We start from the raw sequence: 12,432 nt of genomic DNA on the forward strand, positions 1-12,432 counted from the left end.
ACCGATTGCTTCTACATTTTTTTGCGAAAAAAGGTTGCGATAGTCAGCGCGCAGGTTACTATCGATTGAATAACCCGCTGATTTAAAATTTGATCCAGCTCACATGCCGCTTACTCAGACACCCTCAATTTTTACCGTCAGCCGCCTTAACCAGAGCGTGCGTCTGCTGCTTGAACAGGAGATGGGCCAGGTCTGGATCAGCGGCGAAATCTCTAACTTCACCCAGCCCGCGTCCGGTCACTGGTACTTTACGCTGAAAGACGACACCGCCCAGGTGCGCTGTGCGATGTTCCGCAACAGCAACCGCCGCGTGACGTTCCGGCCGCAGCACGGCCAGCAGGTGCTGGTGCGCGCCAATATCACGCTCTACGAGCCGCGCGGCGACTATCAAATCATTGTCGAAAGCATGCAGCCCGCCGGTGAAGGCCTGCTGCAACAGCGCTATGAACAGCTCAAGCAGCAGCTCGCCGCCGAAGGGCTGTTCGATCCGGCGCTGAAAAAACCGCTGCCCTCCCCGGCGCGCCAGGTGGGCGTGATTACGTCGAAAACCGGCGCGGCGCTGCATGATGTGCTGAATGTGTTACGCCGCCGCGATCCGTCGCTGCCGGTGGTTATCTACCCCACCGCGGTACAGGGCGACGACGCGCCCGCGCAGATTGTGCGCGCCATTGAGCTTGCCAACCTGCGCGACGAATGCGACGTGTTAATCGTCGGACGCGGCGGCGGCTCGCTGGAAGATTTGTGGAGCTTTAACGACGAGCGCGTCGCGCGGGCGATTTTCGCGAGCCGCATTCCGGTCGTCAGCGCCGTCGGCCATGAAACCGACGTCACCATCGCCGATTTCGTCGCGGATCTGCGCGCGCCGACGCCGTCGGCCGCCGCCGAAATCGTCAGCCGCAATCAGCTGGAGCTGCTGCGCCAGGTGCAGGGATTGCAGCAGCGTCTGGAAATGGCGATGGACTACTCGCTGGCCAACCGCCAGCAGCGTTTTACGCGCCTGCACCACCGTCTTGAACAGCAGCACCCGCAGCTGCGCCTCGCCCGCCAGCAAACGCTGCTGATGCGCCTGCGCCAGCGTATGGACAACGCGCTGGACAGCCGGATGCGCCAGGCGGCGCAACGCCAGACCCGGCTGACGCAACGCCTGAACCAGCAGCAGCCGCTGCCGCGTCTGCATCGCGCCTCGGCACGCGTTCAGCAACTGGAGTATCGCCTCGGGCAGATTGTCGCGGCCCGCCTGAGCCACACGCGTGAGCGCTTCGGCAACGCCATCACACATCTGGAAGCCGTCAGCCCGCTCGCGACGCTGGCGCGCGGCTACAGCGTCACCACGGCGCAGGATGGCAATGTACTTAAAGCCACGAAGCAGGTACAGCCCGGCGATACCCTGACCACACGGCTTGCCGACGGCTGGGTGGAAAGCGAAGTGCGCCAGATTACGCCCGCCAAAAAAACGCGCAAAAAGAAAACCGGATAAACCTCAGGAGGCACCGGGCTGGTCGCGAACTATACTGCAAGTGTTGGTTTTTTCAACGGCACTTGCCGTGTAAGGAGACCCTAATGAACCAGTCACGTTATCCAACCGTTATTCCCCCGTACATTCTGCGCCGCATTATCGATCATGGCTCAGAGCCTCAGCAGCAGAAAGCCCGCCAGACCCTCACTCATGTTCAGACCCTGATGGCGCATCAGCACAAAGAGACCGCTGCCGCGCATGTTTCCGCGAAGGGTGAGCTTGAACGCGATATCTATGACGCGCAGAACCGCGAAGCGCTGCCAGGCGAGCTTGTGCGCCGCGAAGGCGCGCCATCAAACGGCGACGTCGCCGTGGACGAAGCCTATGATTATCTCGGCGTCACGCACGAGTTTTTCTGGAAAGCGTATAAGCGCGATTCGCTGGACAACAAAGGGCTGGTGCTGAGCGGCACTGTCCATTACGGGCGCGAATACCAGAACGCCTTCTGGAACGGCCAGCAGATGGTCTTTGGCGACGGCGATGGCGAAATCTTCAATCGCTTTACTATCGCCATCGACGTGGTGGGCCATGAGCTCAGCCACGGCGTGACGGAAACCGAAGCCGGTCTTATCTATTTCGAACAGGCGGGCGCGCTCAACGAATCGCTTTCTGACGTCTTCGGCTCGCTGGTGAAACAGTATCAGCGCCAGCAGACGGCAGATCAGGCGGACTGGATCATCGGCGAAGGGCTGCTGGCGGAAGGTATCAACGGCAAAGGGCTGCGCTCGATGTCAGAGCCTGGCACCGCGTATGACGACCCGCTGCTCGGCAAAGATCCGCAGCCCGGCCACATGAAAGACTATGTGAAAACCCGCGAAGATAACGGCGGCGTGCATATTAACTCCGGCATTCCGAACCGCGCGTTTTATCTCGCGGCGACAGCCATCGGCGGTTACGCCTGGGAAAAAGCCGGTTATGCGTGGTATGACACGGTTTGTGACCGCTCACTCTCGCAGAATGCGGATTTCGCAAGCTTCGCGAAGCTGACTATCGAGCATGGCCGTAAACGCTCCGGCGACAGCGTCGCGCAGGCGATTGAACAAGCGTGGAAAACCACAGGAGTGTTGTAATGGATTTGCCAGATCTGACGGATGACGCCGTCGTGGAGCTGGCGCGTGAAGGCGGCGTGGCGTATATGCCACGCCTGGCCGGACAGCGGCGCATCGCCGTCGCTGAGTTAAACGCACAGCAGCGTCAGCGGCTTATCGATATTTTACATCAGGCGCTGCCGGAGGCATCCCCGCCAGGCCAGCCAGATTCGCCAGGGCGCGGCGATCAGCGCTATTTTCGCATCCAGATCCTCTGGACGCAGCATAATCAGGCGGGCTACGCCGACATCGTTCTGCTGGTGCCGGAAAACGCCGCGCCGGAAGGGCTGCGCGAGCTCTGGAAGCGCGGCGAAGACTGCATCTGCGACTAGTGCGCCTGTAGCGTAAATTCCACGCGTTTACTGGAAATCAGCCCGTGGCCGTTACGGCAGAAATAGTCCACCGCCCCGCATGCCTTAAGCACCTCCAGCGGCTGGTGGCACTCCGGGCAGCGCGCCTCGACCTGATAATCCTGGTGACATACAGCGCAGTGCGCGCCACGCTCGCTTTGTTCAAGCTCGTGCTGACAGTTCGGACAACGTAATTCCACGCGGTACCTCCTTAAAAACACAGCGGGAGTCATCATAACTCCCGCTCCGGTTATTTACTTTTCTTGATGTGCTTAATCAGGCGTTTACGCTTACGCAGCTGATTTGGCGTCAGCGTGTTGCGCTTGTTGGCGAACGGGTTGGCGCCTTCCTTGAACTGAATGCGAATCGGCGTGCCCATTACATCCAGCGATTTACGGAAGTAGTTCATCAGATAACGCTTGTAGGAATCCGGCAGGTCTTTCACCTGGCTGCCGTGGATAACCACAATCGGCGGGTTATAACCGCCCGCATGCGCATATTTCAGCTTCACGCGGCGGCCGCGCACCATCGGCGGCTGATGGTCTTCTTCCGCCATTTTCATGATGCGGGTCAGCAGCGCCGTGCTGACGCGGCGCGTGGAGCTGTCGTAGGCTTCGCGTACCGATTCAAACAGGTTGCCTACGCCGCTGCCGTGCAGCGCGGAGATAAAGTGTACGCGCGCGAAATCGATGAAGCCGAGACGGTAATCCAGCGTCTCTTTCACTTCTTCTTTCACTTCCTGGCTCAGGCCGTCCCACTTGTTGACGACGATAACCAGCGAACGGCCGCTGTTGAGAATAAAGCCCAGCAGCGAGAGATCCTGATCGGAAATGCCTTCACGCGCATCAATGACCAGCAGCACCACGTTAGCGTCTTCAATCGCCTGCAGCGTTTTGATGACCGAGAACTTCTCCACCACATCGGTGATTTTGCCGCGTTTACGCACGCCCGCGGTATCGATGAGAACGAATTCGCGCCCGTCTCGCTCCATCGGAATGTAGATGCTGTCGCGCGTAGTGCCCGGCATGTCAAAGACCACGACGCGGTCTTCGCCAAGAATACGGTTGGTGAGCGTTGACTTACCAACGTTCGGGCGGCCGACGATAGCCAGTTTAATCGGCAGATCCTGCGGGTTGAAGTCGTCCTCTTCTTCTTCGACGACTTCACCGTTCTGCTCGGCTTCAAACTGCGCCCAGTATTCGGCTTCTTCATCCACTTCTTCCGGCGGATCGACATCGTCCATCCACGGCACCAGCACATGCTCCAGCAGTGACGTCACGCCGCGGCCGTGAGAAGCCGCAATCGGGTGGATTTCGCCAAGACCAAGCGAATAGAAATCCGAGACCGCCTGATCCGGATCGAGGCCGTCGGTTTTGTTGGCGACCAGGAACGTCGGTTTCTGGCGGCTGCGCAGATGTTTGGCGATTGCCTCATCCGCCGGCATCAGGCCCGCGCGGGCATCCACCATGAAAAGCACCACGTCGGCTTCTTCAATCGCCAGCAGCGACTGTTCCGCCATGCGGGTTTCAACGCCCTCTTCCGCACCGTCGATACCGCCGGTATCGATACAGATAAATTCACGTCCTTCCACTTCGGCACGACCATATTTGCGGTCACGCGTCAGCCCCGGGAAATCCGCTACCAGCGCATCCCGGGTGCGGGTTAAACGGTTGAACAACGTGGATTTTCCGACGTTAGGGCGCCCGACCAGCGCGACCACAGGTATCATTCTTAAAGCCTCATTACTGATAAATCATTGTTAAACCCGCAGAAAATCCACGGGCTTCAGAAAACAGGAAACGGCCCCTGCGATAATCAGGAGCCGTTTTAGCGGTGCTACGCCTGTCTGTTAACGCGTAATCGCGTAGAGCGTGCCGTCTTTGGCCTGGATAAGGATCTTGTTATCCGCCACGACCGGCTCGGTCTGGAAGCCGGAGCTGTCCACTTTTTGCTGAGCCACGAAGCGGCCGTTATCGGTGTCCATCCAGTGCAGGTAACCTTCGCTGTCGCCCACCACCAGCGATCCATTATAGAGCACCGGCGCGGTCAGGTTACGGTGCAGCAGCTGCGTCTGTGTCCAGAGCGTTACGCCGCCTTCCACGTTCAGCGCCAGCACATTATCGTTCTGGTCCACCAGGTAGATACGCCCGCCGTCAACGATGAAATCATTCACCGAGCCCAGCTCGCGTTTCCACATAATCTGACCGGAGCGCAGATCCAGCGCGGTCAGGTTGCCGTTATACGCCAGCGCGTAAACCACGCCGTTGACGACAACCGGCGTTGTATCGACGTCGCTCAGACGATCGATTTCGGTGGCGCCTGTCGCCTGCGAAATGCGCTGCTGCCAGATCATCTGGCCACGCTGCATCAGCACCGCGCTGACGCGGCCGTTATCGCCGCCGACGATGGCTGCGCCAAAGGCCGACGCCGGTGCGGATTCACCGCGCAGCGAGAGCGACGGCATATCCAGGTTAACGGTCCACTTAATCGCGCCATCGCTTTCGTTCAGCGCCTGCAGCATACCATTGCTGGTATGCACCAGTACCAGGCCGTCGCTGACCACCGGACGGGAAAGCGCTTCGCCCGCCACTTTGGTCTGCCAGGCGATAGAGCCGTCAGAGGTATTCAGCGCGTAAACCTGCGCCTTTTCGCTGCCCACGTAAACGTGCGCGCCGACGGCGGTCAGGCCGCCTGAGAGCAGCGCCGGACGATTACGGGAGAAGAAGCCGGTTTTCTCAGAGAGATCGATGCTCCATATTTCTTTACCGTCCTGCGAATTCACGGCTTTCACCGTACCGCGACGATCGGCCGCGTAGACGTTGCCGTCAAGGAACGCCGGGTGCAGGTTAGAGTAAAAATCGCCAATCCCGCTACCCACTGAGGTGTCCCAGGCGACTTCCGGCGCGAACTGGTTTTCGACGGTCGGCAGCGGCGACATTTTCACCACGTCTTCTTCACCGCTAAACAGTGAGCAACCGCTTAACAGCGTGACGGAAAGCATCGCTGGCAGAACTAATTTACGCAATTGCATCGGGTCCCTCTCAGATGGACAAGTTATTAATTTTCATCTGCATCATATCGCCAAGCGCCGGAGAATTTTTATCATCCGCCCCTTTGCTCCAGGCATCGCGCGCGCCCTGCTTATCGCCTTTGCTCAGCAGCGCATCGCCGCGCAGATCGGCCACCATCGCCGTCCAGTTTTCGCCTTTGACGCTTTCCAGAGTTTTCAGCGCGGCATCGGCCTGCTTCTGCTGGATCTGAATGCGCGCCAGGCGCAGATTAATCAGCGAGCGCAGATTCTCATCCTTCGTGTTTTCAAGGCCCTTTTGTAACTGCTGCGCCGCGTTAGCGAGATCGTTTTTATCCACATAACGCTGCGCGAGTTCCAGCGCGGCCAGCGCGCCGTAGCTGTTTTGATTCTGGGCGACGAACTGCTGCGCCGCGCTCAGGGTTTTCGGATCGTCTGCGCGCGCATCGGTCATTACATTCTGATAATGCAGCGAAGCTTCACGGGCGGAATCGACCTGCGAACCGTTCCAGAAACGCCAGCCGACCAGCGCGCCAATCCCTAATACCACACCCACCGCCAGCGCTTTGCCATTTTCAGCAAAGAAACGCTTTACCGCGTCGAGCTGCTCGTTTTCGTTCTCGTAAATTTCCACGCAGTCCTTCTCCTTAACGATATGTCGCCGGGAAATCAGCCCAGCAGCGTCTGCAGATGCGCGGCCAGCTCGCTTTGCGCAAGCGCCTGCTGCTCACCTGAGCGCAAATCTTTCACCACAACCTGACGGTTGGCGACTTCGTCCTCGCCCAGCACCAGCGCGATGCGTGCGCCCCATTTGTCTGCGCGGGCGAACTGCTTCTTGAAGTTGCCGCCGCCATAGTTGGTCATCAGCTTGCAGCCCGGCAGCGCGTCGCGAACCCGCTCGGCCAGTTGCATCGCCGCCGACTGCGCGCCGTTGCCGGACGCAATCAGGTATATATCGACAACAGGATCCGCCGTAAATTCCGGATTAACCGCCTGAACGAGTAAAACGAGGCGCTCAAGGCCCATCGCGAAGCCCACCGCCGGGGCCGCGCGGCCGCCTAACTGCTCAACCAGACCATCGTAACGGCCGCCCGCGCACACGGTGCCCTGCGAGCCGAGGCTCGTGGTGACCCACTCAAAGACGGTGCGGTTGTAGTAGTCGAGACCGCGCACCAGGCGCTGGTTGACGGTATACGCGATACCGGCGTCGTCAAGGAACGCGCACAGACCGGCGAAATGTTCGCGGGACTCTTCATCCAGATAATCGCCGAGCATCGGCGCGTCGTTTAACAGCGCCTGCACATCCGGGTTTTTGGAATCGAGCACGCGCAGCGGGTTCGAATACATGCGGCGTTTGCAGTCTTCATCAAGCTTATCGACGTGCTGCTCAAGGAACGCGACCAGCGCATCGCGGTAGTTAGCGCGCGCTTCCAGCGAGCCGATAGAGTTCAGCTCAAGAGAAACGTGTTCAGCGATGCCCAGCGCACGCCACCAGCGGGCCGTCAGCATAATGAGTTCGGCGTCGATATCCGGGCCCTGCAGGCCAAACACTTCGACACCCAGCTGATGGAACTGACGATAGCGGCCTTTCTGCGGACGTTCGTGACGGAACATCGGGCCGATGTACCACAAGCGCTGTTCCTGATTGTACAGCAGACCATGTTCGATGCCGGCGCGCACGCAGCCCGCGGTGCCTTCAGGACGCAGGGTCAGGCTGTCGCCGTTGCGGTCCTCAAAGGTATACATCTCTTTTTCAACCACGTCGGTTACTTCACCGATAGCGCGTTTGAACAACGGGGTCTGCTCTACAATCGGCAAACGGATTTCGCTGTAACCGTAGCTGCCGAGCACCTGCTTGAGTGTGCCTTCAATGCGCTGCCAGATGGCGGTATCGCCCGGCAGGTAATCGTTCATGCCGCGGATGGCTTGAATGTTTTTTGCCACGTTTATTCTCTTTTTCTATACAAAAAATGAACCCGAAACAGACCGCTCCGGTGTGGCTGGGGCGGTTCGCGGGTTCAATCATACACGGGAAGCACGCCGCTTCCCACGTTTGCGTTATTTTTCCAGCTGCTGCACGCTGATACGACGGCTTTCGTCGAGCATTGACGCTTTGGCGCGAATGCGCGCTTCCAGTTGCGTAATCATGTCGTCGTTATCGAGACGGTCTTTGCGCACGCCTTCTTCATAGAAGCCGCTTTTCTTGTTGCCGCCGGTGACGCCGAGCGTCGAGACCAGCGCTTCGCCCGGACCATTCACCACGCAGCCGATAATCGAAACATCCATCGGCGTGATGATATCTTCCAGGCGCTGCTCCAGCGCGTTCACGGTGCCGATAACATCGAATTCCTGACGCGAACAGGTCGGGCAGGCGATAAAGTTAATGCCGCGCGAGCGAATACGCAGAGATTTCAGGATATCGAAACCGACTTTGATCTCTTCCACCGGATCGGCCGCGAGCGAAATACGCAGCGTGTCGCCGATCCCCTCGGAGAGCAGCAGCCCCAGCCCGATCGCGGATTTCACCGCGCCGGCGCGGGCGCCGCCCGCTTCGGTGATCCCCAGATGCAGCGGCTGGTCGATCTGCTTCGCCAGCAGGCGATAAGACTCGACCGCCAGGAAAACGTCAGACGCTTTCACGCTCACTTTAAACTGATCGAAGTTCAGCCTGTCGAGATGATCGACATGGCGCATGGCGGATTCCAGCAGCGCCTGCGGCGTCGGCTCGCCATATTTTTCCTGAAGATCTTTCTCAAGCGATCCGGCGTTCACGCCGATGCGGATCGGAATATTTTTATCGCGCGCGCAATCGACGACTGAGCGGATACGCTCTTCGTTGCCGATATTGCCGGGGTTGATGCGCAGGCAGTCGACGCCGTACTCCGCCACTTTGAGCGCAATGCGGTAGTCGAAGTGAATATCCGCGACCAGCGGCACACTGACCTGCTGCTTGATGAGACGAAACGCCTCGGCGGCATCCATCGTCGGCACCGAGACGCGAACGATATCCGCGCCCACGCGCTCCAGCGCTTTGATTTGGTTTACCGTCGCCTCGACGTCCGTCGTGCGGGTATTGGTCATCGACTGCACGGCGATGGGCGCGCCATCGCCGATGGGGACGTTACCGACGTATATCCGTTTCGATTTTCTACGCTGAATGGGCGCTTCATTATGCATGACAAATCTCCCTCATTGCCCGTCTGTTACTGCGTTACTGATTGTTCGGCATTGAGGGTCAGACGCGCAACCTGGTTAGTTCTGATAAAACGGCTCAAATCCACCGGTTTGCCCTGGTACTGAATCTGCACTGCCGACGGCGCGCCGATTTTAAGGCGGTACGGCGCCTCACCGGACAGGTTCAGATTAGTATCTTTACGTTGCAGACCGCTGAACAATTTCTTACCGGTCGCGTCGGTGACTTCAAGCCAGCAATCGGCGGTGAAATTCATCACCAGCGCGTTAGCGTCCGCCGCAGGCGCCGTAGAGGCCTGGCCTACCGGCAACTGGCTTTGCGCCGGCTGCGTCGTATTTTGCTGCGCCGCGGTGTCGGTGTTCGCCTGGCTCGGCGGCACCACCACTGGCTGCTGGCTCGCCGTATTTGGCGACGGCATCGGCGTCGGCTGCGGGTTGTTAGACGCGGTGTTCTGCGTATCGCCAGACGGCAGATCGGCAGGCGGCGTCGCCTGCTCCTGCGACGCGTCAGCGGTGGTATCGGTATTCAGAGGAACGGATTGCGGGCTGTTGGCCGCGTTCTGGCTCAGCTCGGCGCTGGACTGATCTGCCATCGTGCTGATCTCTTCCTGCTGCGCTTTGTGGTTTTGCCACCACCAGGCGCCCGTCAGGCCGACCACCACAAAAAGCACAAGCCAGGTAAAACTCATCAGCCAGCCGTCGCGTTTTTTACGGCTTTTGCCGAGCGCGTAAGTTTGCATCGGCGCGACCTGAGCGGTTCTCACCGGCGCCTGTTTAGCGAGCATCGGAAGCAGTTCGTCTTCCGGGACATGCACCAGACGCGCATAAGAACGGATATACCCGCGCAGGAACGTGGAAGCCAGATCGGCAGGCGCGTTGTCTTCTTCGATGTCGCGAACCGTCGACACCTTCAGGCATAAACGTTCCGCCACAACCTGTTGGCTGAGTCCCAGTTGTTCACGGGCCAGGCGCAGACGTTCACCCGTGGTATGTGATGCATTTTCTTCGTGAGTGGCTTCAGTATTCATTAGCTACAACTGCTGGTACTGTTTTCATTAGGAACTGGCACCGGCAGGAATAAGACAACGTTTCGCTGTCCTGTCTGCCCATACCGCGAAATCATTCTCATCGGATACACGCACCGTGCGTCATCCGTTACCCGTTTCCCTATTTTAACGCCGCAAACAGCATAAAGCCGCAGACGATAATCAGAAACGTTAGTTAACCATAGCCAGCTTTTTATCCGGTGTCTGTTAAGTGACGCCAGATAAGCCAGAAAGCCCCAGCTAACATGTTGTTGCGACGCTACATACTGCCTCAAAGCACAGAGAAACGCACCGTAATTATTTACCGTGCGCGCTTCTTTACGCAGCAATCGCTGCGCCCGCGCTGAAAGTGGTCACGCGATAGCCTGCTCGCGTGACCTCACCGGCTTTTCGCTGCCTGTCAGACGGCTTTAACGGCGATCGGCTCACCCTGCATACGCTTGCGCATGGTGCGCTTGGTACGGTCGATAACGTCGCCCGCCAGCTGTCCGCAAGCCGCGTCGATATCGTCACCGCGCGTTTTACGCACGATCGTAGTGAAACCGTAGCTCATCAGCACCTTGGAGAAGCGATCGATACGGCTGTTGGAGCTGCGGCCATACGGCGCGCCCGGGAAGGGGTTCCACGGAATCAGGTTGATCTTGCACGGCGTATCTTTCAGAAGCTCCGCCAGCTGATGCGCATGTTCAGTGCCGTCGTTCACATGATCCAGCATGACGTATTCGATAGTCACGCGGCCCTGGTTGGCGTTGGATTTGTCGAGATAACGACGCACGGCCGACAGGAACGTTTCGATATTGTACTTTTTGTTGATCGGTACAATTTCATCGCGAATTTCATCGTTCGGCGCATGCAGAGAGATAGCCAGCGCGACGTCAATCATATCGCCAAGCTTATCCAGCGCCGGCACAACGCCGGAGGTAGAGAGCGTGACGCGGCGTTTGGAGAGCCCAAAGCCGAAATCGTCGAGCATGATTTCCATCGCCGGGACGACGTTGGTCAGGTTCAGCAGAGGCTCGCCCATACCCATCATCACCACGTTGGTGATAGGACGCTGACCGGTCACTTTCGCCGCGCCGATGATTTTCGCCGCGCGCCACACCTGGCCGATAATCTCCGACACGCGCAGGTTGCGGTTAAAGCCCTGCTGCGCCGTCGAACAGAATTTGCACTCCAGCGCGCAGCCCACCTGGGAGGAAACGCACAGCGTGGCGCGGTCATCCTCAGGAATATAGACCGTCTCGACGCGCTGATCGCCGACCGCGATCGCCCACTTAATGGTGCCGTCGGAAGAGCGCTGCTCTTCGACCACTTCCGGCGCCCGGATTTCCGCCACTTCCTTGAGCTTGCCGCGCAGCACTTTGTTGATGTCGGTCATCTCATCGAAATCATCACAGCAGTAGTGATACATCCATTTCATCACCTGATCGGCGCGAAACGGCTTTTCACCCAGCGTTTTGAAGAACTCGCGCATCGCCTGGCGGTTCAGATCGAGGAGGTTAATTTTTTCAGATTTAATAGCAGGCGCCGCTGAGGCATCCTCAGGCGTGACAATGTGTTCAGACATATTCGATCCTGGCCTCGTTGTTACACGTTACGGCCTCTGGAGGGTTGATAAAAAAGAAACGCCCCGGTCAGAGCAGGCTCATCCGGGGCGCAGCATTGTACAAATTCTATGGCAGTGACGCCACGGCTTAAAGCGACATCATGAAAATAAAATGTAAATGTCGCTTTGCCGTTTCGCTGATTAGCGAGTGCGCGGGCAGATTTCGCCTTCGCCGAAGAAGTACGCGATTTCGCGGTTAGCGGATTCAACGGAATCGGAACCGTGGGTGCCGTTTTCGGTGAAGCTGTCTGCGTAGTCAGCGCGCAGGGTGCCTGCCAGCGCGTTCGCCGGGTTGGTGGCGCCCAGCAGATCGCGGTGACGCTGTACCGCGTTTTCGCTTTCCAGTACGGAAACCACGATCGGACCAGAGGTCATGAATTCCACCAGACCGTCAAAGAACGGTTTGCCTTCGTGCTCAGCGTAGAAACCGCGCGCCTGCTCAACGGACAGGTGCAGCATTTTAGCGCCGATGATTTTAAAGCCAGCGGATTCAAAACGCGCGAAAATGCTGCCGATAACGTTTTTAGCGACTGCGTTCGGCTTGATGATGGAAAAAGTACGCTCAATTGCCATGATAACCTCTGTAAGTTGTTCTGTTTGCCCGAC

General features: G+C 58.4%; 12 protein-coding genes. 3 read left to right on the top strand and 9 right to left on the bottom strand.

Translation table 11 applies throughout. From position 1 onward, the window contains the following. Positions 1 to 103: 103 nt before the first annotated feature. The 3 genes from xseA to AFK65_RS14540 all read left to right on the top strand — a co-directional run bounded on the left by xseA (position 104) and on the right by AFK65_RS14540 (position 2,936). A complete protein-coding gene (gene xseA / locus AFK65_RS14530) occupies positions 104 to 1,477 on the top strand; it encodes an exodeoxyribonuclease VII large subunit (protein WP_007700547.1) in 1,374 nt (457 codons plus the stop codon). An 83-nt stretch (positions 1,478 to 1,560) separates the two neighbouring features. Continuing rightward, positions 1,561 to 2,586, top strand: coding sequence for a M4 family metallopeptidase (locus AFK65_RS14535; RefSeq protein ID WP_038856528.1), 1,026 nt, complete (start codon positions 1,561 to 1,563; stop codon positions 2,584 to 2,586). After that, entirely contained in the window at positions 2,586 to 2,936 is a 351-nt protein-coding gene (locus AFK65_RS14540) for a protealysin inhibitor emfourin (protein WP_038856527.1), read from the top strand. Before AFK65_RS14535 ends, AFK65_RS14540 begins: the two co-directional genes overlap by 1 nt. On the opposite strand, the gene AFK65_RS14545 is transcribed toward AFK65_RS14540, so the two are convergent. The 9 genes from AFK65_RS14545 to ndk form a co-directional block, all read right to left on the bottom strand. Beyond that, positions 2,933 to 3,154, bottom strand: a complete 222-nt coding sequence (locus AFK65_RS14545; protein WP_007700549.1) for a zinc ribbon domain-containing protein — start codon at positions 3,152 to 3,154, stop codon at positions 2,933 to 2,935. The two genes, AFK65_RS14540 and AFK65_RS14545, sit on opposite strands and share 4 nt — an antisense overlap. A 50-nt stretch (positions 3,155 to 3,204) precedes the next feature. Next, the gene (der, locus tag AFK65_RS14550; protein WP_038856526.1) at positions 3,205 to 4,683 is read right to left on the bottom strand and encodes a ribosome biogenesis GTPase Der; all 1,479 of its coding nucleotides are present in this window, start codon (positions 4,681 to 4,683) and stop codon (positions 3,205 to 3,207) included. A gap of 120 nt (positions 4,684 to 4,803) precedes the next feature. Further along, entirely contained in the window at positions 4,804 to 5,985 is a 1,182-nt protein-coding gene (gene bamB / locus AFK65_RS14555) for an outer membrane protein assembly factor BamB (protein ID WP_007700563.1), read from the bottom strand. Between the two features lie 10 nt (positions 5,986 to 5,995). Further along, positions 5,996 to 6,616 carry a YfgM family protein gene (locus tag AFK65_RS14560; protein ID WP_007700565.1) on the bottom strand — a complete coding sequence of 207 codons (621 nt, stop codon included), beginning with the start codon at positions 6,614 to 6,616 and terminating at the stop codon, positions 5,996 to 5,998. Positions 6,617 to 6,651: 35 nt separating this feature from the next. Next, positions 6,652 to 7,926: a histidine--tRNA ligase gene (gene hisS / locus AFK65_RS14565; protein ID WP_038856525.1), complete on the bottom strand. Its 1,275-nt coding sequence runs from the start codon at positions 7,924 to 7,926 to the stop codon at positions 6,652 to 6,654. Between the two features lie 114 nt (positions 7,927 to 8,040). Continuing rightward, the gene (gene ispG, locus AFK65_RS14570) at positions 8,041 to 9,159 is read right to left on the bottom strand and encodes a flavodoxin-dependent (E)-4-hydroxy-3-methylbut-2-enyl-diphosphate synthase (RefSeq protein ID WP_038856524.1); all 1,119 of its coding nucleotides are present in this window, start codon (positions 9,157 to 9,159) and stop codon (positions 8,041 to 8,043) included. 26 nt (positions 9,160 to 9,185) lie between these two features. Then, entirely contained in the window at positions 9,186 to 10,202 is a 1,017-nt protein-coding gene (gene rodZ / locus AFK65_RS14575) for a cytoskeleton protein RodZ (RefSeq protein ID WP_038856523.1), read from the bottom strand. Between the two features lie 418 nt (positions 10,203 to 10,620). Then, positions 10,621 to 11,787 (bottom strand): bifunctional tRNA (adenosine(37)-C2)-methyltransferase TrmG/ribosomal RNA large subunit methyltransferase RlmN, encoded by a 1,167-nt coding sequence (locus AFK65_RS14580; RefSeq protein WP_007700574.1) that lies wholly within the window; start codon positions 11,785 to 11,787, stop codon positions 10,621 to 10,623. A 180-nt stretch (positions 11,788 to 11,967) separates the two neighbouring features. Then, positions 11,968 to 12,399 carry a nucleoside-diphosphate kinase gene (gene ndk, locus AFK65_RS14585; protein WP_007700580.1) on the bottom strand — a complete coding sequence of 144 codons (432 nt, stop codon included), beginning with the start codon at positions 12,397 to 12,399 and terminating at the stop codon, positions 11,968 to 11,970. Positions 12,400 to 12,432: the final 33 nt, after the last annotated feature.

The sequence above is a fragment of the Cronobacter universalis NCTC 9529 genome (assembly GCF_001277175.1).
Lineage (GTDB): Bacteria > Pseudomonadota > Gammaproteobacteria > Enterobacterales > Enterobacteriaceae > Cronobacter > Cronobacter universalis.